This is a genomic window from Brevibacterium aurantiacum (assembly GCF_007558825.1).
Taxonomy (GTDB): Bacteria; Actinomycetota; Actinomycetes; order Actinomycetales; family Brevibacteriaceae; genus Brevibacterium; species Brevibacterium aurantiacum_A.
Genome location: NZ_VLTK01000020.1, coordinates 1 through 20,332, shown reverse-complemented (window position 1 = coordinate 20,332; position 20,332 = coordinate 1). Strand labels below are relative to the sequence as shown.

Below are 20,332 nucleotides of genomic sequence, written 5' to 3'. Positions count from 1 at the left end.
TCTCCATTCACTTGGTGGGGGCCGCTACGTCTTCGTCGTGGCGAATCGGATCGATGTAGTCATTGGAATAGATGTCATCGACCGTGAGCTCGGTAGAATCTTCGAGGCCCAGGAAGTCGGTGGCCACGGTGAGCATCTGCTGGACGCCGTCGTCACTCATCGTGCCGAACTGATCATCGGCATCTCCGGTGGCCCAGTTGAGTCCGCACTGAGACTTGAGCGCATAGGTCACAGTGTCTGCTTCATAGCCCTGGACTTCCTTTGTGAAGTCTTCGGCGGTCTGCTCTGGATTCTCACATGCCCAGAGGAAACCTTTCTGCATGGCCCTGTTGAACTTCTTGACTCGTTCAGGCTCGTTGGCGAGAGCGTCGTCTGAGACCACGATTCCGTTGCCGTAGAGGTCGATTCCCACATCGGACCATTTGAGTATGGTCGCCTTCTCGCCCAGCGCCATGAGCGCGGGCTCATCCGACACGTAGAGGGCAAGGTTGGCATCCCACCGGTCTGCCAGAAGTCCGGGTATCTTCGACTCACCTGCCGCGTGGACGACGTTGACGTCTTCCTCTTTGAGTCCGCTCCGCTCGATTGCGAGTGGCCACATGGCCGTCATGGCTCCGGCACCTTCTGTGGCGACGGTTTTGCCCTTCATGTCCTCCCAGGATTCGATACCTGAGCTTTCGAGGGCAATCGTCGCATAGGCCGAGCGCGCCTGGAGCAGGTTCACCTGTTTGACGTGTGCCCCTTTGCCCTGGCTGAGGATCGTGGCGCCGAAGTCGGCCCAACCGGCGTCGACTCGCCCCGTCTCGACCGAGGTCACCGTGTTCGTCGAACCTGACCCGGGCATGAGCGAGACGTCGAAGCCTTCTTCTTCAAAGAACCCTTGCGCCTCGGCGGCGAAGAACGGTGCGTGCTTGGGCAGATAGGCGACGTCGACCATGAGGTTGAAGTCGTCGAGGCCGTCCTCGGGTGCACAAGCTGCCAGACCCACGACGGAAAGGAGGAGCGGAGCAACAAGAAGCTTCTTCATGATATGCATCGTTCCGTGCCTCATTTCGTGTAGTTCTTCCACGGCAGCAACTTCTTCGACACGAGGTCGATGATGAAGAAGAGCAGAAGAGCAATGGCTGCAAGAACAATGAAGGCTGCGAACATCGACGGCAGGTCCACCTGGGCGTTGGCCAGCAGAATGACGTAACCGAGTCCTTTGGAACCCGCAATGAACTCACCGACAACCGCACCGCCGACGGCAAGCGAGATTGAGATCTTCGCGCCGGTGAAGATCGAAGGGAGCGCATAGATGAAGTCGATCTTCATCATCTTCTTCAGCTTCGATGCACGGTTGATACGCGCCAGATCCTGAAGTTCGTTGGGCACCGAATTCAGCCCGTCGAATGTATTGATGACGAGCGGGAAGAATGCGATGGCCATGGCCACAAAAGCCTTCGATTCGAAGCCGAAGCCGAACCACACGATGAATAGGGGCGCCAGCGCGACCTTCGGAATCGTATCGATGGCGATGAGCGCCGGGTAGAGGAAGGGCCGAAGGAACGAGGCATAGTAGAGCAGCGCCCCGCACAGAACACCCAGCGCTGTACCGAGGGCGAAGCCCGCGAGGCCTTCTTGCAGGGTGGTCAGAGCATTGACCGCGAAATAGCCAGGATTGGTGAAAAGCTCCTCGAATGCAGAGATCGGACCGACCAGCAGATACTTCGGAAAGTCGAAGATGACAACCACAAGTTCCCAGAGCGCGAACAGCGCAGCGAGCCCCACGACTGCTTTGATGCCTGCAGAGACTGACTCAGACTTGATCAGGGACTGCTTCGGCGGTTTCGGCGGACTCACCGGTGGTGGGCCGGCTTCCACGTGTTGAACTGCATCGGCTTCGATGCGAGGTGTGGTTGTCATCGGCGATCCCTCCATTGGGTCCTGGTCCATGAACGACATTGGCAGTGCATTTTTGACGTGGAACTACTGTGATGCATTCCAGTATTCGTGACGTAACGATGCATGTCCAAGATTGTTTTCGCATTTTTCAATACCCTGAAGGAATGATTGAGCATTGAGTCTCGTGGCGTCGCTTCTGCATGGCTCATCACGCATTTCAGAGATGACAGAAGGAGGTCGGGGCCCCGGATCGCAAATCCGAAATCCCCGACCGCCAACATTTGTTACGCAAGAAGCACGGACGCTCAGCCCCGCGCTGTCGCCAAGTCCTCCCGGAAGGCACGTCCGGCAGCACCGATGTCCCCCGCCGAGGTGATGAACCGGAAGCCCTGTTCCTTGCGAGTCCTGGCCTCCGCACCATCACCGCAGTGGATGCCTGGGATGACACCGGCTGCATCAGCTGCTGTGCGGATCCGAGCGACAGCCTCGGCGTGGGCGTCGTTTGACTGCCCGGGGAGCGAGTCGACTGCGAAGGCGAGGTCGGCCGGTCCGATGTAGACACCGTCGATTCCGGGAACCTCACAGATCTTCTCGACGTTGGCCAGGCCCTCCCTGTTCTCGATCATGACGAAGAGCAGTGGGCGCTCGTCACGAGTGTCCTGCACCGCATCGTGCATGAGCTCGGCGGTCGGGCCCCAGGAGCGGTCGCCGCCTCGGCTCGGGTAGTCGAGTGCAGCGGCTGCCGCCTCGGCGTCAGCGACGGAGGAGACCAACGGAACGATGACGGCTTCAACTCCGGCATCGGCGAGCATCCCGATCTCTGTGAAGCGGTTCGCCGCAACCCGGGCAGTGACCAGGGCGGATCCGCTGGCACGGATGGCATCTGTGAGCCGCAGGATATCTGTGGGACGAGTGAAGCCGTGCTGCATGTCGAGGCACACATAGTCATACCCTGCGGCCGATCCGACCTTCGCGAGCTCCTGACTCGTCGACATCATCCACAGTCCGTTGTAGACCTCTCCAGCGGCGAGGCGAGCGCGATGTGTTTTCAATGCTTCAGTCATATGTGCATCGAATCACACCGACCACCCTGACGCCAGGTATGCCCGGCATCCGGATCATCCATGTGGTCTGGTCGGATCAACAGCAGAACCAGCTCCGCATGGAACCCGCACAGTGTCATGCACTGCTCGCTTCCACAAGATCGTCGAGTGCTTCGAGGATGTGGCGATACGGCTTCCCCGTCGCCCGTGTCATCCCGATCTCACACGTCCGATTCGTCGAGGCGTGAACGTCCGCGCCGATCGATTCGACCTCGGCCGCCTCGTCCTTCGTCGCCGAGGCGGTGAGTTCGGGATGGAGCATCCCCCGGTCCCCAGCGAAGGCACAGCACCCCCAGGAATCGGGCACGCTGACCTCATCGGCGATGGATCCGGCGAGCGCTGTCAGGTCCTCGTTGATTCCCAGTTGGGTCGAGGAGCATGTCGGGTGGAGAGTGATCGACGGCAGACGATGCTCGGTCGAGAGCACACCTCGGCCCCGTCCCTCGCGCGAGCAGACCCGCGTGGAAAACTGGTTCCCGTCTCCGCAGCTGCTCATCAGCGTCTGCCGCCGAGGTGTCGAGAACGGTTCCGCTGGGAAGGACGAGCACGAGCGAGTCAAGCGTCCGATAGGTGTTCGCTTCGATCCCGCAGGCCATGCCGGAGGAGTTGTTAGCGACGACTCCTCCGATGGTGCAGGCAATCTCGCTGGCCGGGTCCGGCCCCAGTTTCCGCCCATGCCGCAGGAGCCGCGCGTTCACAGCCCTGACCACGGCCCCGGGGCCGCAGCGGACCCGGGCACCGTCGTCGAGGACGTCGATGTCCCTGAAATGCCTTCTCATGTCGACGAGCACCCCGTCCGAGACGGACTGCCCGGACAGGCTGGTCCCACCGGAGCGGAAGGTCATCGGCACTCTGCTCTGCCATGAGGCCGAGAACAGTGCCGCCACCTCCTCACGGTTCCTCGGCTTCACCACGGCCTGCGGTGTCAACAGGTAGTGGGAAGCGTCGTGTGCGGCGGCCAGCCGGTCGCTGGCGCGGGTGCCGACCTCATCAGCTGCGGCCCGCAGATGATCGATGAGTCCCGTGTCGGCGGGAGAAAGCAGGGACATGTGGTTCCTTCCTAAAGCTGCTGAGTCCGCAGCTGTTCGGCGATGTATTCCGCCTGCCGGATCGCCAGTGCGACGATGGTCAGTGTCGGATTGGCCGCCGCACTTGAGGTGAAGACCGAACCGTCGGAGATGAAGAGGTTCTTCACATCATGGGAGCGACCCCATTTGTCGACCACGCCATCCTCAGGTCGTTCGCTCATTCTCGCGGTGCCCAGATTGTGCGTCGACGGATACGGCGGTGTCCGATGCGAGGTCTGCGCCCCGACCGCCCTGTAGACGCTCTCGCCTGCAGCGTAGCCGTGCTCGCGCATTGCCAGGTCATTCGCGTGATCGTCGTAGTGGACGTTCGGTACGGGAAGACCGTGCTGATCCTTGACTGTGGTGTTCAGTGTGATCCGGTTGGACTCCTGCGGCAGGTCCTCTCCGACGATCCACATGCCAGCCGTGTTGAGGTAGCGATCCATGAGCGCGGCGAAGTCAGGACCCCAGGCGCCGGGCTCGACGAATGCCGACATGAAGGCCGGGCCCAGTGAGATCGTCTCCATGTAGTAGCCTCCTGCGAATCCACGGTCGGGATCGTGGATCGACTCGTCGGCGATGACGCCGGCCATGGTCTCACCCCGGTACATTCGCACGGGCTTGTCGAAGTGTCCCCACACTGTCCCGGTGAGGTGGCGCATGTAGTTTCGCCCCACCTGTCCCGAGGAGTTCGCGAGCCCGTCGGGGAAGCTCGGTGTGCCCGAGAGGAGCAGCAGCCTGGACGTTTCGATCGAGTTTCCGGCCACGCACACCAGTTTGGCGGCCTGACGCTGCAGATTTCCTTCCCCGTCGAGGTAGAGGACGGCGTCGGCCTTCCCTTCTGAATCATGGGTGATCTGGACAGCCTGAGAATCGGGACGGAGATCGAGCAGGCCCGTCTCCGCCGCTCGTGGGATCTCTCTGACCAGGGTCGACCATTTCGACTTGTTCTTGTCTCCCTGGAAGTTGAAGCCATCCTGGATCGAAGCGGGACGACCATCGTATTCCTCGGCATTGGTCGCATAGGGGCCGGTGGCGTAGTAGCGGTACCCGACCTCCTTGGCGCCGTTGGCGAAGACCTTGTAGTTATTGTTCGCCGGCAGGGGCGGACGTCCGTGGACGTGTGTCGAGCCCATCGATTTCTCGGCTCGGTCGTAGTACGGCGCCATCTCTTCGAGTGTGATCGGCCAGTCGAGGAGATTGGCTCCTTCGATGCGTCCATAGGCACTGCGGGCACGGAACTCATGATTCTTGAAACGCGGGGTGGCTCCAGACCAGTGGGTCGTCGTGCCTCCGACGGCTTTGACGATCCATGCCGGCAGGTTGGGGAAGTCCTGCGCGATTCGCCACGATCCGGTCGTCGTCCGCGGATCCAGCCAGGCCATCTGGTTGAACGCTTCCCATTCGTTGTTGACGTAATCGTCATGTCCCAGATGGGGACCTGCTTCGAGGACGACGACGGGAATTCCCTTGGCCGTCAGCTCATACGCGAGCGTGCCACCTCCGGCGCCTGACCCGATGATGACGACTGCTTCGTCGTTCTTGTCGATGCTGTAGCCGGTGACACTGCCGCCGGACGCTGGTTTCGCTGCCATCATTTCTTCACCTCGCCCATCTCGGCCTGCTCAGCGCTCGGCTGATTCGTCGATTCGTCTGCCACGTTGACCGTCTGCGGTCCCAGGTGTGCACCTGGGCCGAGTTCCGGCAGGTCCTCGCCCTCCGGATAGAGGATGCGCGGTTCGGGCAGCCAGTCCAGATCGTTGAATCCTCGATGGACATAGCCGCCGAGGTCGAACGACGGTCCTTGATATCCCAGGATCTCCCACACCTCTTCATCGTCGTAGAGACCGAGCGCTGCGGTGCGGCGGACGAACCCGAAGAACTCCGTGCCTTCGACCCGGCGCAGCACCCGCAGTGCTTCATCGTCACCCAGTGAGCAGAAGCTCTTGTCGGAGAGCTGATCAAGTGACTGCAGTCCTTGGATGAGAGCCACCCGAAACCAGGTCTCGGCGTCGGCTTCGACAAGGATCTTGTCGGCAGTCCGTTCGTACGGGCCATCGGGAAAATTCTCGTGTGGAAATGCCACTCTCAGCACTCTGACAAGAGTCTGTCGGGCCTCATCGGTCATCTCCATCGCGTTCAGCGACGGAAATTTGGCAGGGAATGCCATGTGGGTGCTCCTTTGCTCCTCTGCTGGTGCCCCGGGGGATCCGGGCACCATTGCCGAACCGGTCATAAGCAACTTATGTGAACTGGACCACCGAGCACTATCCTTATTCTCACGAGGCGATAAACAGGGGAGCGCGAATGTCGAACAGCACCGTCATCAACAGGGTCTTCTCCGTACTCGAGGCAGTGTCCTCCTCTGGAAGCGCCTCAGCGAAGACCATAGCCGACCGTCTCGAGATCCCTCTGCCCACCGTCTATCGCCTGCTCCACGAACTCGAAGACTGCAGCTACCTCGTCTATCTGAAAGAAGACAAGAGCTTCGAACTCGGACCGAAGTGCTTTGAACTCGGACTGTCATTCCAGCAGCGCCTCATAGCTCCTCAGCCCATCCGTCAGATCACCGATGAGCTGCATCGCAGCTTGGGCACGGCCGCCTATTTTGCGATCTACCGAGGGTCGGACATCCTGCTGACATACTCTTCCGACTGCGAGAAGCATCCCCGCCTCCGCCCGCTTCGCTTCGGCTTCAACGAGGCCGCACATGCCACTGCCTTCGGCAAGATCCTGCTCTCGGCCATGCCGGAGACGCAGCGCACGGAGTATCTCGATGCCCGCGGGATGCCCGTGCTCACGCCGCACACGATCGTACGCAGGGACCTGCTCGACACCCATCTCGACGAGGTGGCCACACGCGGCATCGCCTGGGAACACGACGAGTTCCTGCCGCGCCAGACCTGCGCCGCGGTGCCCGTCCACAACGGCACAGGCATGCAGGTCGGAGCCATCGCGATCAGCGCTCCTTCGAGCAAGGCGACGGGACGCGCGAAGACATTCGACACCGCGCTGCGCGAGCACGCGGGGTTGTGCTCGCGCTATCTGCGCGGCGGCGCCCGCTGAGAAGCCGACTCGCCACCTCGGCGACCTAAGTTTCTCGCCACATGAGAAGGACCATATTCTCCTGGGCTCGCTCGTGCACAGAATGATCGTGCTTACTCAACGACGAGATACGAAGGAGCACAACCATGAGCACGACCACCAGCGTCGCTGTCGTCACTGGATCAGCACGAGGAATCGGACAGGGCATCGCACAGCGCCTCGGCGCCGATGGACACCACGTCATCGTGGCAGACCTTCCCACAATGCAGGAGGGAGTACAGGAGACGGCAGCGACCATCAAAGCCGCCGGCGGCAAAGCCACCGGAGCCGAGGTCGACGTCACCGATCAGGCCTCGGTGGAAGCACTCGTGGCCACCGCCGTCGAGGTGGGCGGAAAGCTCGACGTCTTCGTGGCCAATGCCGGCATCGCTCAGGTCGAACCCCTCATCGACTACTCGAAAGAGGACTTCGAAAAGATCCTCAACGTCAACATCACCGGCGTATTCCTGTCCTACCAGGCCGCTGCCAAGCAGATGATCGAGCAGGGCAACGGCGGAAAGATCATCGGCGCCGCATCGATCGTCGCCTTCCGCCCGTTCGCACTGCTCTCACCTTATTCGGCCACCAAATGGGCCGTGCGCGGACTGACGCAGGGCGCCGCGATGGAATGGGCGAAACACGGGATCACCGTCAACGCCTACGGTCCAGGCATCGTGGGAACCTCGATGTGGGACCTCATCGATGAGAAGCTCGGAGAACAGGAGGGATTGGCCAAAGGGGAAGCAATCAAGAAGTACGCGGGAGACATCCTTCTCGGACGTGTATCGGTTCCCGAGGATGTCGCGAACCTCGTGTCGTTCCTATCCAGCGAGGACTCGGACTACATCACCGGCCAGACCATGCTCGTCGACGGCGGCATGCAGTTCTCCTGAGACACACCGCGCCTACACCAGCACCAGAGTTGGCGAAGACCCCGCCAACCCAATCAGCTACGAAAGGATCCAAATGATTTTCATCGTCGTCAAGTTCCAGGTCAAGCCTGAGAAGGCCGAGGAATGGCCGCAGATCACCAAGGAATTCACCGAGGCGACGCGAGCCGAGCCGGGAAACAAATGGTTCGACTGGTCACGCAGCCTCGACGATCCCAATGAGTACGTGCTCGTCGAAGCCTTCGATGACGACGCTGCCGAAGCACACGTGAAGTCCGACCACTTCCAGCAGGCGACAGCAGACGGCGGACCGATGAACAGCGCCCTCGTGTCCACTCCGAAGATCATCTCTCGCCAGATTGACGGTGAGGGTTGGGACGAGATGGGAGAGCTTCAGGTCAGCTGACCCCAGTTGGTCCTCCGCCTGATCTCCCGACGCCCCTATGTCGGGAGATCAGGTTCGGGCCTTCACCTCCGGCAGGTAGCCAGCTTGCTTCTCCACCCACTCATCGAGAATCGCAGCGCGCTCGTCGAATTTCGCCGTCGGGAATGAAAGACCAGCTGTGGGAACACTGGCGCCAAGTTCCACGAGGAGCGGCCTCAGCGTGAAATCGACGGCCAGCTGATGTGCGGGCGAACCGATGGTGAAGACCGGGATCGCGGTGACTCCGTGCAGTCCACCGGCGTCGTAGCGGTCAAGGAACGCCTTGAGCAGGCCGGTGTAGCTCGCCTTGTACGTGGGCGTAGCGATCACGGCGTAGGTCGAAGTCTGCAGCTGGTCGGTGAGCGCGCTCAGCTTGGACGACTCCCACTTAAAGATTTCGTCGGTCACCTCGGCGAGCTCAATGGTCGATCCGGCCTCCGCGCCTGTCAGAGCCGCTATGAGCTCCGCAAGATCTTCGGCGATCTGACGCGTCCTCGATCCGGGATTGGGGTTGCCGACGACTGTTGTGATTCGCGTTCCCATGGGTATTCCTCTCCTCATATGCTCACCGGCCGGAGGCGATGATGAGCACAACACTAAGAGAGGCGGGCTGAGGCAACGGGATCACTGTTCATCTGACGTCATGCGCGATGCTGCAGGCCCGACGCGTCATGCGCGATGCGTGATGATCCCATCGGAGACCGTCAGCAGCACCTTCCCATGCCCCAGTTCCTCGGGTGCGGCCGCGAGCGGGTCGAAGCACGCATCGAATCCGCCTCCCTCGAGGGAATGGCGGAAACGACCCGGCGCGCAACGAAAAGGCTGCTCGAGTCCCGAGCGGTCGATGAACTCCAGCAGTCGGTCGAGACCCACGTCATCCACCGCGCCTCCACAGCGGGCCGCCTCCACAGACCCTCGACTCCATAAATCACCATTGACTTATATTGATGAATGCTTATAATTCAGATATGCACGCTTTCGACATCCTCGGCGATCCCGTCCGGAGGAGAATCATCGAACTCCTCAGGGAGGGCGAACTGAGCGCAGGCGATGTCGTCAGCGCGGTCGGAGAGGAGTTCGGCATCAGCCAGCCGGCCGTGTCGCAGCATCTCAAGCTGCTCCGCGAAGCCGGGTTCGCAACCCAGCGAGCCGAAGGCACGAGACGCCTGTATTCCTTAGATCCGACGCCGCTCAAGGCCGTCGACCAATGGATGGATCCTTTCAAACGATTCTGGGCGCCGAGGCTCGACGCATTGTCGACCGAGATCGCGCGCGGCAAGAGACAGAAACGACTGACCGATCCACCGACTCGATCCACCGATTCGACGACTCCACCCGCCACTCCCGAGGAGAGATCATGACCGACCAGAATGAGATCATCGCAGCACAGGCCGAGAACGTCGATCGGGGCCTGTCCATAGACCTCGACAACGGCACCCAGCACACGGTCCAGTCGATCAGCCAGTCATACCCGACCACGGTCGACGACCTCTGGGACGCGTGCACGAATTCCGAGCGGCTGGAACGCTGGTTCGCACCCGTCAGCGGAAACCTCGAGCTCGGGGGCCGCTACGACATCGAGGGCAACGCCTCCGGCACGGTGACCGCCTGCGAGCCGCCGCAGTCCTACAGCATCACCTGGGAGTTCGGTGGAGACTCGAGTCAGGTCACCGTGAGCGTCGAAGAGGATGGCGACCGTGCCCGGATGACGCTGGAGCACTCCCATTCGGCCGAGGCCGGGTCGGATTTCTGGACCCAGTTCGGCCCCGGCGCCACGGGCGTGGGTTGGGACCTAGCGTTCCTCGGCCTCGCCCTGCACCTGATGGCAGGAACGGGCCGACCCGAAGACGAAGAGGCCTTCATCCAGTCGGAGGCGGGCGAGATGTTCGTCCGCGAATCCAGCAGGCGCTGGGGTGAAGCATCGGCTGAAGAGGGAACGCCTGAGGCCGATGCCACCGCGGCGGCCGAACGCACCACCGGCTTCTACCTCGGCCAACCTCCGGCCTGATCACGCCGCGCAGCCTCAGACGCCGGACTCGCCATAGGCATCCATGAACATGCCGATCAGCCCGTCAACGGCCCCCTCGTCGATAGCACGGTCTGTGAGCAGCCATCGATAGTACAGCGAGCCGACGAGCACCTCGACGACAGCAGCCAGATCGGCGTCACTCTTCAGCTGACCCTGCTGCTGGGCGAGACTGATGCGCTCCAATGTGCTCTCCTCGACTGTCTTGAGGAACCGCGAGTGGATGGCTCCTCGCAAAGACTCATCCGACTGCGCAGCGGCGATGACAGCACGGTAGATCGGGCCCAGCGGCGCGTGCGAGAGCGCATAGCTCGAGCGCAGGAACTGCTCGCGCAGGTCAGCCCTGATCGCGCCCTGCGACCGGTAGTTCAGCTCGCTGGACCATACGTGATTGAGAGCATCGAGGAGAAGATCGGCGATCGTGGGCCACCGCCGATAGATCGTATGCTTACCCACGCCTGCACGGCGAGCGATGGCCTCGACCGTCAGTCCGCGATAGCCCACCTCCTCGGCGAGAGCAAGCGTGACATCCAGGAGCTCGAGCGTGCGCTCCGAACCGCGGCGGCGCGGCGTCGATGACGTGGACATAGCATCACGGTATCACTAACGGCACGTTGTGTGCCGTTGACGTTTGATTCCGTGCCGACTACTCTGGTTCGGTATCGGCACACATCGTGTCGTTAGGGATCTCGACAGCATGAACCCGTCGCCGTCCCTTCGCCGCCAAGCACCTCAATGATGAGAGTGAGCAATCATGAACATCGCACTGTGGATCGTCGCAGGCGCCCTCGCCATCGGCTATATCGCCGGCGGAATCATCAAACTGACCTGGACGCACGAGAGATATGCCGCCAGACTGCACTGGCCGGAGGACTTCACCCCCGGCACCGTGAAGTTCATGGGGGTTATCGAAATCGCCGGCGGGCTCGGACTGGTCCTACCCGGACTGCTCGGTATCGCACCCGTACTCGTACCCATCGCCGCATCAGGCATGGCGCTCTACATGGCGGGGGCCGCAACCGAGCGGATCCGCAGGCTCGAATACAGGGAGCTGCTTGGGGACCTGCTCTTCCTAACCGGACTGATCTTCGTCGCCTGGGGCGCTTCGCCCTCATTCCGTTCGGCTGAATGGGAGAACGGCCGAGCAGCACCTCATGCCTGTATCACCCCTCATTCAGACCGACGTGCCCCCAAGGCCAACCGCGCGATATCCCTGAGCACTGCGAACTCTTCGCTATCCTCGAGCAGCCCTTTGAGCTCGACCGCAGCCTGACCCAGCACAGCCCGGTAGGCGCCGGCGACATTGTCCGGTTCCCGGGTCAGAGGGTAGGACACGCATAGTGCGAGGATGGCTCCGCCGACGGTGAAGGCCACACTTGCCGAGGCGGTTCCCTTCACCCGTGCCTGCTTCGTGGCGTAGAACTCTTGCGGGTTGCCCGGGCCGCACAGCGCCAGCGCGGCAGATCCGCCGTCGACGAGTGGGAGGACGGTGCCGACGCTGCGGGAGACGCGGAGTTCGTGGTCGGCTTCGACGTTGCGCACGCACACTCGGTCCTCCCCGACACGGACCCACAGCTGCACCGATTCACTGGTCAGGGTTCGCAGATGCTCGAGCACCGAGTTCGTTGTTGCGATGCTGCGCCTGCCCGGGAACGGACCCAAGCGCAGCAGCCCGTTGTTGTCACGGACGATGAAGCGGTGAGTGCGCAGATCCGCCAGCAGCCGGTAGGTCGTGGACTTGGAATAGCCCAGACGACGGCACACCTCGGCGGCGGTCATCGGTGAGTCCTGCAGTGCTGTGAGGATCGCGGCACTGCGGTCGATGACGCCGATCTCATTGGCCGAGGCAGCCGAGACGTCGGAGCGGCCAGAGGACTCGGAGCGGCCAGTGGTCGCTGAGTTATCAGTCATGGGGTTCTCTTTCATGCCACGCTCACATCGGCCAACAGCTGGCGGCGGCGCACCCACCAGCGGAAGATGATGGGTCCGACGATACCCAGGACCATGAGCACGATGATCGACAAAGACACGGGTCGGGTCAGCAGCGGCATGAACGATCCGCCCGAGATCTGGAGCATACGCCGGAAGTTGTCCTCCAGCAGCGGCACCAGAACGAGGGCCAGGATGGACGGTGCCAGTGGAATTCCGCCCTTGTCCATGAGATAGCCGATGACGCCGAAGATGCCGAGCAGCATCAGTCCGAACAGACTGAATTCGATCGCGTAGGCACCGATGGCCACGAGGACGAGGATGGACGAGAACAGGATCTCCTTAGGCATCTTCAGCAGTTTGACGAAGACACCCACGAGCGGCAGGTTGAGGATGATCAGGGCCACGTTGCCGATGTACATGCTCGCGATGATCGTCCAGATCAGGCCCGACTCGTCGCGGAAGATCAGCGGTCCCGGCTGCAGTCCGTACATGGTGAAGACGAAGAGCAGCAGGGCCGTGGTCGCCGATCCCGGGATGCCGAGGCTGAAGAGCGGAATCATGGCACCGCCGACTCCGGCGTTGTTCGCGGCCTCGGGTCCGGCGACGCCTTCGATGGCACCGTGGCCGAACTCGGACTTCCGCTTCGAGATCCGCTTCTCCATGATGTAGGACATGAACGAGGCCAGGGACGGGCCGACTCCGGGCAGGATGCCGATGATGAACCCGAGCACCGAGCCGCGGGCCCAGGGCATGGCCGAGCGTTGCCAGTCCTGCTTCGTCATCCATCTGTCGTCTCCGAAGCTCTGAATCACGTCTTTGGCTCCGCGTCCCAATGCGAGGTTGCGGATCGCTTCGGGGATGGCGAAGAGGGCCATGGCGAAGATCGTGAAGTCGATGCCGTCGGAGAGCAGGCTCATGCCGAAGGTCTGGCGCGGCAGGCCCGTCTGGAAGTCGAGACCGACGAGGCCGACGGCCAGGCCGATGAAGATCGAGATCAGGGCCTTCGCCCGCGAGCCGGACGACATCGTCGAGGCCAGCAGGAGTGCTGTGGCCATGAGCAGGAAGTATTCGGTAGAGCCGAAGACGTTCGCCAACTTCACGAGCACGGGAGACAGGAATGTCAGCCCGATGATCGCCAGGGTCCCGGCGAGGAAGGAGCCGATTGCGGCTGTCGCCAGCGCGGCCTTGCCCCGACCTCGGCGAGCCATTTCGTAGCCTTCGATGGCGGTCACCGCACTGGCGACCTCACCAGGGGTTTTGATGAGTGTGGCGGTGATCGAGCCGCCGTACATGGACCCGTAGTAGATGCCGCAGAGCAGGATGAGTCCGTGCACCGGCTCCATCCCGAAGGACACCGGGATGAGAATGGCGATGGCAGAGATCGGGCCGATGCCCGGCAGCACGCCGACGACGGTGCCCAACAAGACGCCGAGGAGGGCGAAAGCGAGGCTCAAGGGTTCGAGCGCCGAAGCGAAGCCGCCGCCCAGATCGATGAGTGTGTCCATGCCCGCCCTCTATCCCAGGATCCCAACGGGCAGGTATACGGCCAGCCCGTAGACGAATGCGACGTAGATGATGACGGAGAAGAGCACCGAGAAGATGAGGTTGCGCACCCACCGGTGCGGGGCATAGATGCTGGTCATCGTCATCAGGAAGGCCGCCGTGGAAAGCAGGAAGCCGACCGGGATGAGGATTCCGAGGTAGATGAAGAAGAGCGCGAACTGCAGCACGACCTGCTTCGACTTCGGTTCCTCGGGAGCATCGAGGACGACGCCAGCAGACTCGACGCCCACCACACCCTCGGACGCGTCAGCGCCGGCACCGCCGCTCGCCGAGGCTCTACCCGCCGAGGTGGTTCCGCTGGGGACCACCTCGGCGAGCTTCCGGCTCCGGTACAGGGCCTGTCCGACGAGGAAGAGGCCGAGCACGATGAGCGCGATGCCCACGATCGCGGGGAAGGTCGCCGGGGTGACGATGTTCTTCGTCTCCTGGATCCAGAAAGTCGCGATGTAGTAGACCGCGCCCACAAGCGTGACGGCGATGCCGGTGATGACATCACCCCTCAGCGCCGGAGTGAGCGTCCTCATTTGCTGTTGCCCAGTTCGGTCTCTTTGACGCCCTCCTCAACGGTGGCGGCTGTGTCTTCGGCGTACTTCTCAGCTTCGTCGCCGGTGAGGAATTCGGGCGCCCACTGATTCTTGTCCAAGGTGTCCTTCCAGGTCTTCGTCTCGCTGACCTCTTCAAGGGTCTTCGCCCAATAATCGACGGCTTCCTGCGGCATTTCGGCCGGTCCGTAGACTCCGCGCCAGTTGCCAAGGGCCACGTCATACCCGGAATCCGCAGCCGTGGGAACCGAGTCGAATGGGGCCTGCAGCGGCTCCTTTGCGAAGGTCACGAGTGGTTTGATGTCACCGGATTCCAGCACAGAACGGAACTCGCTCAGCCCGGCGATGGCGACCTTCGCATCACCGTTGAGCATGGCGGTGGTCTGCTCGCCGCCGCCTTCGTAGTTGACGAAGTTGATGTCGGCGGGGTCGACTCCGGCTTCCTTGGCGAACAGTGCGAACGGCAGCGTGTCATCGCCGGATGCGGCCACAGTGACCTTCTGCGGGTCCTTCTTCAGCGCCTTGACCAGGTCCTCGACCGATTTGATGTCACCCTTGTCCGGGGAGACGACCATGAAGTCCTCAACGTACATGGTGGCGATGAGGGTGGTGTCCTCAGGGCCGAATTCGCAGAGTCCGCGAGCCTTCATCGTCTGGCTGGCCAGCGAGGTGATCGCGATCTGGTCGTCTTTGCCCTTCTCCTGCTGCATCATCGATGTCATCCACATGCAGCCCGTACCGCCGGGTTTGTTCTGGACCGGCAGCGGGGAAGAGACGATCTTCTCCTTCTGCAGAGCCTCCACGAGGGCACGCGCGGTGGTGTCCCAACCGGAGCCGGGTTCAGATGGGACGTTGACCGTGACCGGGCCCTTCGGGTAGTCGCTGCCCTCCCCCGGCGCCTGTGCCTTGTTGCCGCAGCCCGTGGCGACGAGTGCCAGTGATGCCAGTACCGCACCGACCTTGAGCGCGGGCTTCACCGCCCGATTCTTCCGACTCGCCGAGGTGGCCCGTCCTTGTCCTGTGATCGCCGTTGACCGCATTGCTTCTCCTTCGAATGCAACTGATATCTGCTGTGGTGGAATGTCTGTGCTGGTGGGACCGGAAGTGCTGGTGAGGCCTGGGGCGAGCCCAGGCACCGGGGTGTTACTGAGACTGTGTCTTCGATTCGCCGACATCGGCGTCGACGGGTTCAGCTCTCGGATCCGACTCGAGGCCCGCTTCCCACTCCGAGGCTTCGGCTGGACCATCCCGGTAGCGGACATTGTGCTCACCAGGTGTTGGCACATCGCTGCGCAGACCCAGCCGGCGTCCGCCGAAGGTCAGCGGCAGCAGGGGAACATCAACCTGGTCTCCGCTGGGCAGGCCGGTGCTGGCCAGAGCCCCGGAAGCGACGAGGTGGGCGTCGGAAGTGAGGTCGGCCGGGGTGTTCACTGGGGCGACCGGCAGTCCGCGGCGGGTGCATTTCTCCTCGATCTGAGCGAGGTCGAGCTGGGACAGAGCCGCCTGCAGCTCGCGGTGGATGCGGTCGCGTTGATCGACGCGCCCCTGGTTCGTCTCGAGGTCAGTGTCACCGGCGAGTTGGGTCAGATCGAACTCGTCGCAGAGGTCATGCCATTGCCCGTCGCTGACGGCTGCGACGAAGATCTGGTCATCGTGTTTGTCGCGGAAGATGTCGTAGACAGCCCAGGTGGCTCGACGAGTGGGCATCGGACGCAGCGGTTCCCTGCTGAGCTGGGCCTGTGCCATGTGCGTGCCGACGAGGAAGGCGTTGTTCTCGAACAGTGCGGAGTTGATGACCTGCCCCTCACCGGTGCGTTCGCGCACGCGCAGTGCCGAGAGCACTCCGATGACCCCGAACATTCCGCCCATGATGTCGTTGACACTGGCTCCGGCGCGCAGCGGCTGTCCGGGCGGACCGGTCATATAGGCAAGGCCGCCGAGCATCTGCACGACTTCGTCGAGGGCTGTGCGCCCACCGTAGGGTCCGGACAGGAACCCCTTGAGGGAACAGTAGATGAGGCGAGGATTGCGCTTGGCGAGTTCCTCGTAGCCGTAGCCCATGGATTCCATCTTCCCGACCCGAAAGTTCTCGAGGAGAACATCGGCGGAATCGATGAGGGACAGAGCGACGTCACGATCGGCCGCCTCGGCGATGTCGAGCTGGACGGACTGCTTGTTGCGATTGAAGGCGGGGAACAGCCCGGATCCGGAGCCGGGCAGGTAGCGGGTCTTGTCCCCGGCCCCGCGCGGTTCGACCTTGATCACCTCGGCGCCCAGATCGGCGAGGATCATCCCGCAGCTGGGACCCATGACCATATGGGAGAACTCGATGACGCGGATGCCAGCCAGCGGCAGCTCCTCTACGCCGACGGTCGAGGATTCGCTCTGCTCAAGCATGGTAGGCCGCCGGAACAGCGGGGATCGCAGACAGGCTCGATGTCAGCTCATGGCCGACCGCGGCCGTCAGTGGTTCCCTGACTGCCGAGAGCGCGTCAACGTCGACTCCGGTCGCCACGCCTTCACGGTGCAGGAGGTGAACGAGGTCATCAGTGCCGATGTTGCCGGCCGCGCCTGGGGCAAAGGGACAGCCGCCCAGGCCGCCCATAGCCGCATCGAAGTTCGAGATTCCCAGGTCGAGGGCTGCGATGACATTGGCCATTCCGAAGTTGTATGTGTCGTGCAGATGCAGGCTCACTGGTCTGCCCGGGAAGGCCTCCAAGACCGCCGAGGTGTTCCTGGACACCAATGATGGGTTGGCGTTTCCGATCGTGTCGGCGACACCGATGCCGTGTGCCCCGGCTTCGACGAAGGGACGCAGAACCTCGACGAGGTGGCCGGCGTCGGTGATGCCGTCGAAGGGGCAGATGAAGCTGACCGCGGTGGTGATGTCGAAACGCACACCGTTGTCACGGGCGAAGGTCGCGGCTTCGAGGAGACGCTGCGTGGCCTGGGCGATCGGGGCATCGGAGTTCGCCTGAGAATGGCCTTCGGAGGCGGAGAGGACGAGCTTGATGTTCTTCGCTCCGGCGTCGACGGCACGTTGGGCACCTTTGAGGTTGAACACCAGGGTGAAGAAGTCGACGCCCTCGGCCTCATACGGCTGGAGTCGCTGCAGGACCTCGCCGGTGTCGGCCATCTGCGGGACCTTCTTCGGATTGACGAACGATCCGACCTCGATCTCCTTGAGTCCCGCGGCGATGAGCTGCTGGCCCAGAGTGACCTTGGCGTCGGTGGGCACGATGGCGTCTTCGATCTGCAGACCGTCACGCAGCGTGGTGTCGAGAATCGTGACCGATGTTGGCCGAACCATGGTGAGAGCTCCTTCATTGATCTGCTCATTCCCGGAGACCGGGACGAGAGTGGCACCGCGCTCCTTTGCGCGCTGCCGTCTGCACCCAACATAGCCGTTCCCCGCATCCCTGCGATGAGCGCGGACGTGAAATGTTCGCTATATGAGAAGCGGCAACGAAGTGAGGGCCATCACTCCCATTAAATGGGACGAAGGATCTCGGCAGTTCGGACGTGGGCTCGGTTCTGGCCTGAGATTTCGCCCAGGGCTGTCGTGAATGTTCAGTCGCGTTCGGGCAGCTGCCCGCCGAGCTGCTCGAGCACCTCGTCGGTGTGCTCACCCAAGTCCGGGCCGAGGTGGTCGATCGGGATCGAAGAGCCGCCGATGACCGGGGTGATTCCCGGGAAGGCCACGTCGGGCAGCGTCTCTTCACCGGTCGAGACGTCGAGGTGTTGGATCATGCCGCGTGCGGCGAGCTGCTCGTCGGCCACGAGATCCTCTGCGGTGTAGATCGGCCCGGCAGGAACGCCGGCGGTCTCCAAAGTTTCAACCACCTCGGTGACTTCGCGATCGGCACACCAGGCGCCGATGGCTTCATCGAGCTCCTCACGCCGATCCCAGCGACCGGCATTGGTCTGCAGGTCAGGGTCCTCACCCAGGTCCGGACGGTCAACGGCCTCCATGAGGCGTTTGTAGATTCCGTCGCCGTTTCCGGCGATGACCACCGATTTTCCACCGGCGCAGAGGTATCCGTTCGACGGGGCGATGCCCTCCATCCGTCCACCGGTGCGAGTGCGCGTCTCACCGAACGCGGAGTAGTCGGGGACAAGGGATTCCATGACGGAGAACATGGCTTCGTTCAGTGCGACGTCGACCGTGCGATCTGCCAGGGACTCCATGCCTTCGAAGCTGTGATCGGAACCGGTCACAGCTTCGGCGGCACCGGCGATCTTCTGGCGCTGACGATCGAAGAGCATCATCACGGCACCGAACGCAGCCTGCATACCGGCGATGGAGTCACCGATCGAGATTCCCACGCGCACCGGCGGCCGGTCGGGGTCACCGACGAGTTCGCGGAAGCCGGAATAGCCTTCGGCGACGGCGGCGAATCCGGGGCGCTCGGACATGGGACCGGTCTGGCCGAAGGCGGAGATGCGCACGAGGATGATGTCGGGGTTGGCCTCTTCGAGGACATCTGGTCCCAGACCCCACTTTTCGATCGTTCCGGGGCGGAAGTTCTCGAGCACGATATCGCTGCGACGCACGAGCTCGAGAGCCGAAGCTCTGCCTTCCTCTGAGCGAAGGTCGAGGACAACGGACTTCTTATTGCGGTTGATTGTCCTGTAGAGCATCGAGGTGCTGCCCTGTTTGAGGCGCCAGTTGCGGAGCTCGTCACCTGTGCCGGGGCGCTCGATCTTGATGACCTCTGCACCGAAGTCGGCAAGCATGCGACCGGTGGTGGGTGCCGCGATGTAGTTGCCGAGTTCGAGGACTCGCACACCGCTCAGTGGAAGACGACGTGCTGTCATGTCGATGCTCCTGTTCGTCGATCGGGCTCTGATGTGCCTACCGGACTGCGCCGGTCGCTGCCACACGGGCCTGTCCCGGTTTCTGTCTTTCTGCAATAGTGCCAGGTCAGCAAGACCAACAGCGACATTTCGGAATTCATGACGCCGTAGGGTCGACGAACCCAGTGTCCGTCTACCGACAGAACCTCATGTCCGTCTACTGACAGGAGGACTGACGGGAAGGCCGACGGAAGGTGGAATCGATGACCCTATCTTGTTGAAACGTCATTCACTGCGACGGTTATCTCCGAGCTTCCTGTGAAGATCGGCAGGAAATGAACAGCTTCTGAGACTTGAGCCAATTTCACGCAATTTTCCTTGTTTCCCCTTGTATCAAGACTCTTCATGTTTAAGACTGTCATCAAGCCGCAGGACGCGGCCGTATGCCATCAACCAAGGAGCAGAACATGTCGGAAAACTTTGGACAGGACAACGAGAACTTCGGCGGCGGCGACCAGGAGCAGCAGGGTGGCGGCTTTGGTGGCGGCCAGGAACAGGGCGGCCAGCAGGGCGGCGGCCAGGAACAGGGCGGCTTCGGCGGCGGAAACGAAGGCAACCAGGGCGGACAGCAGTCCGAGCAGGGCGGCTTCGGCGGCGACAACGAGCAGGGCGGCCAGTCCCAGGGCGGCCAGGAATCCGGCGGCTTCGGCGGCGGCGACAACGAGCGTAGCGAAGGTGGCCAGGGCGGACAGCAGTCCGAGCAGGGCGGCGGCTTCGGCGGCGGCGACAACGAGCGTAGCGAAGGTGGCCCGGGCGGACAGCAGTCCGAGCAGGACGGCTTAGGCGGCGGAGACGGAGGCAACCAGGGCGGCGGCGGCGGCGGCGACAACGAGCAGGGTGGCCAGCAGCAGGGCGGCTTCGGCGGCGGAAACGAAGGCGGCCAGGAACAGGGCGGCTTCGACCAGCAGCGCTGATTCCCTCAGCCTCACGCAGTAACTGAAGAGGGGCGGTACTCCAAAC

General features: G+C 62.6%; 23 protein-coding genes and 1 pseudogene. 7 read left to right on the top strand and 17 right to left on the bottom strand.

Annotated elements, in window-relative coordinates:
- Positions 1 to 7: 7 nt before the first annotated feature.
- From FO013_RS20705 to FO013_RS20675, 7 genes and pseudogenes are all read right to left on the bottom strand, one after another.
- The gene (locus FO013_RS20705) at positions 8 to 1,027 is read right to left on the bottom strand and encodes an ABC transporter substrate-binding protein (RefSeq protein WP_143924457.1); all 1,020 of its coding nucleotides are present in this window, start codon (positions 1,025 to 1,027) and stop codon (positions 8 to 10) included.
- Positions 1,028 to 1,047: 20 nt separating this feature from the next.
- Positions 1,048 to 1,905, bottom strand: coding sequence for an ABC transporter permease (locus FO013_RS20700; RefSeq protein ID WP_143924456.1), 858 nt, complete (start codon positions 1,903 to 1,905; stop codon positions 1,048 to 1,050).
- Positions 1,906 to 2,189: 284 nt separating this feature from the next.
- The gene (locus tag FO013_RS20695) at positions 2,190 to 2,948 is read right to left on the bottom strand and encodes an HpcH/HpaI aldolase family protein (protein WP_186293246.1); all 759 of its coding nucleotides are present in this window, start codon (positions 2,946 to 2,948) and stop codon (positions 2,190 to 2,192) included.
- Between the two features lie 115 nt (positions 2,949 to 3,063).
- Entirely contained in the window at positions 3,064 to 3,294 is a 231-nt protein-coding gene (locus FO013_RS20690) for a hypothetical protein (RefSeq protein WP_143924455.1), read from the bottom strand.
- A gap of 142 nt (positions 3,295 to 3,436) precedes the next feature.
- Positions 3,437 to 4,036: pseudogene (locus tag FO013_RS20685) on the bottom strand (FAD-binding oxidoreductase); the annotation flags it as partial.
- An 11-nt stretch (positions 4,037 to 4,047) separates the two neighbouring features.
- Positions 4,048 to 5,649: a GMC family oxidoreductase gene (locus tag FO013_RS20680; RefSeq protein ID WP_143924471.1), complete on the bottom strand. Its 1,602-nt coding sequence runs from the start codon at positions 5,647 to 5,649 to the stop codon at positions 4,048 to 4,050.
- Complete coding sequence (locus FO013_RS20675; RefSeq protein WP_143924453.1) at positions 5,649 to 6,224, bottom strand: hypothetical protein; 576 nt, start codon at positions 6,222 to 6,224, stop codon at positions 5,649 to 5,651. Before FO013_RS20675 ends, FO013_RS20680 begins: the two co-directional genes overlap by 1 nt.
- Before the next feature lie 137 nt (positions 6,225 to 6,361).
- On the opposite strand from FO013_RS20675, the gene FO013_RS20670 reads away from it, so the two are divergent.
- The 3 genes from FO013_RS20670 to FO013_RS20660 all read left to right on the top strand — a co-directional run bounded on the left by FO013_RS20670 (position 6,362) and on the right by FO013_RS20660 (position 8,434).
- A complete protein-coding gene (locus FO013_RS20670) occupies positions 6,362 to 7,120 on the top strand; it encodes an IclR family transcriptional regulator (RefSeq protein WP_143924452.1) in 759 nt (252 codons plus the stop codon).
- A gap of 125 nt (positions 7,121 to 7,245) precedes the next feature.
- Entirely contained in the window at positions 7,246 to 8,031 is a 786-nt protein-coding gene (locus tag FO013_RS20665; protein WP_143924451.1) for an acetoin reductase, read from the top strand.
- Between the two features lie 73 nt (positions 8,032 to 8,104).
- A complete protein-coding gene (locus FO013_RS20660) occupies positions 8,105 to 8,434 on the top strand; it encodes a putative quinol monooxygenase (protein WP_143924450.1) in 330 nt (109 codons plus the stop codon).
- A 48-nt stretch (positions 8,435 to 8,482) separates the two neighbouring features.
- On the opposite strand, the gene FO013_RS20655 is transcribed toward FO013_RS20660, so the two are convergent.
- Both FO013_RS20655 and FO013_RS20650 read right to left on the bottom strand, forming a co-directional pair.
- A complete protein-coding gene (locus FO013_RS20655) occupies positions 8,483 to 8,995 on the bottom strand; it encodes an NADPH-dependent FMN reductase (protein ID WP_143924449.1) in 513 nt (170 codons plus the stop codon).
- A gap of 126 nt (positions 8,996 to 9,121) precedes the next feature.
- The gene (locus FO013_RS20650) at positions 9,122 to 9,334 is read right to left on the bottom strand and encodes a hypothetical protein (protein WP_143924448.1); all 213 of its coding nucleotides are present in this window, start codon (positions 9,332 to 9,334) and stop codon (positions 9,122 to 9,124) included.
- A gap of 86 nt (positions 9,335 to 9,420) precedes the next feature.
- On the opposite strand from FO013_RS20650, the gene FO013_RS20645 reads away from it, so the two are divergent.
- Together FO013_RS20645 and FO013_RS20640 are read left to right on the top strand one after the other, a co-directional pair.
- Positions 9,421 to 9,813, top strand: coding sequence for an ArsR/SmtB family transcription factor (locus FO013_RS20645; protein ID WP_143924447.1), 393 nt, complete (start codon positions 9,421 to 9,423; stop codon positions 9,811 to 9,813).
- Positions 9,810 to 10,460, top strand: coding sequence for an SRPBCC family protein (locus FO013_RS20640; protein WP_143924446.1), 651 nt, complete (start codon positions 9,810 to 9,812; stop codon positions 10,458 to 10,460). Before FO013_RS20645 ends, FO013_RS20640 begins: the two co-directional genes overlap by 4 nt.
- A gap of 15 nt (positions 10,461 to 10,475) precedes the next feature.
- Here FO013_RS20640 and FO013_RS20635 read toward each other — a convergent pair whose 3' ends face one another.
- Positions 10,476 to 11,066 carry a TetR/AcrR family transcriptional regulator gene (locus FO013_RS20635; protein WP_143924445.1) on the bottom strand — a complete coding sequence of 197 codons (591 nt, stop codon included), beginning with the start codon at positions 11,064 to 11,066 and terminating at the stop codon, positions 10,476 to 10,478.
- 166 nt (positions 11,067 to 11,232) lie between these two features.
- On the opposite strand from FO013_RS20635, the gene FO013_RS20630 reads away from it, so the two are divergent.
- A complete protein-coding gene (locus FO013_RS20630; RefSeq protein WP_143924444.1) occupies positions 11,233 to 11,751 on the top strand; it encodes a DoxX family protein in 519 nt (172 codons plus the stop codon).
- Here FO013_RS20630 and FO013_RS20625 read toward each other — a convergent pair.
- From FO013_RS20625 to FO013_RS20595, 7 genes are all read right to left on the bottom strand, one after another.
- Positions 11,649 to 12,389: a helix-turn-helix domain-containing protein gene (locus FO013_RS20625; protein WP_260848307.1), complete on the bottom strand. Its 741-nt coding sequence runs from the start codon at positions 12,387 to 12,389 to the stop codon at positions 11,649 to 11,651. The two genes, FO013_RS20630 and FO013_RS20625, sit on opposite strands and share 103 nt — an antisense overlap.
- Before the next feature lie 11 nt (positions 12,390 to 12,400).
- Entirely contained in the window at positions 12,401 to 13,915 is a 1,515-nt protein-coding gene (locus FO013_RS20620; protein WP_143924442.1) for a tripartite tricarboxylate transporter permease, read from the bottom strand.
- A gap of 9 nt (positions 13,916 to 13,924) precedes the next feature.
- Entirely contained in the window at positions 13,925 to 14,497 is a 573-nt protein-coding gene (locus FO013_RS20615) for a tripartite tricarboxylate transporter TctB family protein (protein ID WP_143924441.1), read from the bottom strand.
- Positions 14,494 to 15,555, bottom strand: a complete 1,062-nt coding sequence (locus tag FO013_RS20610) for a tripartite tricarboxylate transporter substrate binding protein (protein WP_143924440.1) — start codon at positions 15,553 to 15,555, stop codon at positions 14,494 to 14,496. The genes FO013_RS20615 and FO013_RS20610 overlap by 4 nt, the downstream gene beginning before the upstream one ends.
- Before the next feature lie 103 nt (positions 15,556 to 15,658).
- On the bottom strand, positions 15,659 to 16,912 hold the full coding sequence (locus FO013_RS20605; RefSeq protein WP_143924439.1) for a CaiB/BaiF CoA transferase family protein: 1,254 nt from the start codon (positions 16,910 to 16,912) through the stop codon (positions 15,659 to 15,661).
- A complete protein-coding gene (locus FO013_RS20600) occupies positions 16,905 to 17,825 on the bottom strand; it encodes a hydroxymethylglutaryl-CoA lyase (protein WP_143924438.1) in 921 nt (306 codons plus the stop codon). Before FO013_RS20600 ends, FO013_RS20605 begins: the two co-directional genes overlap by 8 nt.
- A 260-nt stretch (positions 17,826 to 18,085) precedes the next feature.
- Positions 18,086 to 19,333 carry a CaiB/BaiF CoA transferase family protein gene (locus tag FO013_RS20595; protein WP_143924437.1) on the bottom strand — a complete coding sequence of 416 codons (1,248 nt, stop codon included), beginning with the start codon at positions 19,331 to 19,333 and terminating at the stop codon, positions 18,086 to 18,088.
- Positions 19,334 to 19,779: 446 nt separating this feature from the next.
- On the opposite strand from FO013_RS20595, the gene FO013_RS20590 reads away from it, so the two are divergent.
- A complete protein-coding gene (locus FO013_RS20590; protein ID WP_186293245.1) occupies positions 19,780 to 20,286 on the top strand; it encodes a hypothetical protein in 507 nt (168 codons plus the stop codon).
- Positions 20,287 to 20,332: the final 46 nt, after the last annotated feature.

Coding starts and splice junctions, on each gene's coding strand:
- FO013_RS20705 (WP_143924457.1), bottom strand. CDS start 1,027: ATGAAGAAGCTTCTTGTTGCTCCGCTCCTCCTTTCCGTCGTGGGTCTG.
- FO013_RS20700 (WP_143924456.1), bottom strand. CDS start 1,905: ATGACAACCACACCTCGCATCGAAGCCGATGCAGTTCAACACGTGGAA.
- FO013_RS20695 (WP_186293246.1), bottom strand. CDS start 2,948: ATGACTGAAGCATTGAAAACACATCGCGCTCGCCTCGCCGCTGGAGAG.
- FO013_RS20680 (WP_143924471.1), bottom strand. CDS start 5,649: ATGGCAGCGAAACCAGCGTCCGGCGGCAGTGTCACCGGCTACAGCATC.
- FO013_RS20675 (WP_143924453.1), bottom strand. CDS start 6,224: ATGGCATTCCCTGCCAAATTTCCGTCGCTGAACGCGATGGAGATGACC.
- FO013_RS20670 (WP_143924452.1), top strand. CDS start 6,362: ATGTCGAACAGCACCGTCATCAACAGGGTCTTCTCCGTACTCGAGGCA.
- FO013_RS20665 (WP_143924451.1), top strand. CDS start 7,246: ATGAGCACGACCACCAGCGTCGCTGTCGTCACTGGATCAGCACGAGGA.
- FO013_RS20660 (WP_143924450.1), top strand. CDS start 8,105: ATGATTTTCATCGTCGTCAAGTTCCAGGTCAAGCCTGAGAAGGCCGAG.
- FO013_RS20655 (WP_143924449.1), bottom strand. CDS start 8,995: ATGGGAACGCGAATCACAACAGTCGTCGGCAACCCCAATCCCGGATCG.
- FO013_RS20645 (WP_143924447.1), top strand. CDS start 9,421: ATGCACGCTTTCGACATCCTCGGCGATCCCGTCCGGAGGAGAATCATC.
- FO013_RS20640 (WP_143924446.1), top strand. CDS start 9,810: ATGACCGACCAGAATGAGATCATCGCAGCACAGGCCGAGAACGTCGAT.
- FO013_RS20635 (WP_143924445.1), bottom strand. CDS start 11,066: ATGTCCACGTCATCGACGCCGCGCCGCCGCGGTTCGGAGCGCACGCTC.
- FO013_RS20630 (WP_143924444.1), top strand. CDS start 11,233: ATGAACATCGCACTGTGGATCGTCGCAGGCGCCCTCGCCATCGGCTAT.
- FO013_RS20625 (WP_260848307.1), bottom strand. CDS start 12,389: ATGACTGATAACTCAGCGACCACTGGCCGCTCCGAGTCCTCTGGCCGC.
- FO013_RS20620 (WP_143924442.1), bottom strand. CDS start 13,915: ATGGACACACTCATCGATCTGGGCGGCGGCTTCGCTTCGGCGCTCGAA.
- FO013_RS20615 (WP_143924441.1), bottom strand. CDS start 14,497: ATGAGGACGCTCACTCCGGCGCTGAGGGGTGATGTCATCACCGGCATC.
- FO013_RS20610 (WP_143924440.1), bottom strand. CDS start 15,555: ATGCGGTCAACGGCGATCACAGGACAAGGACGGGCCACCTCGGCGAGT.
- FO013_RS20605 (WP_143924439.1), bottom strand. CDS start 16,912: ATGCTTGAGCAGAGCGAATCCTCGACCGTCGGCGTAGAGGAGCTGCCG.
- FO013_RS20600 (WP_143924438.1), bottom strand. CDS start 17,825: ATGGTTCGGCCAACATCGGTCACGATTCTCGACACCACGCTGCGTGAC.
- FO013_RS20595 (WP_143924437.1), bottom strand. CDS start 19,333: ATGACAGCACGTCGTCTTCCACTGAGCGGTGTGCGAGTCCTCGAACTC.
- FO013_RS20590 (WP_186293245.1), top strand. CDS start 19,780: ATGTCGGAAAACTTTGGACAGGACAACGAGAACTTCGGCGGCGGCGAC.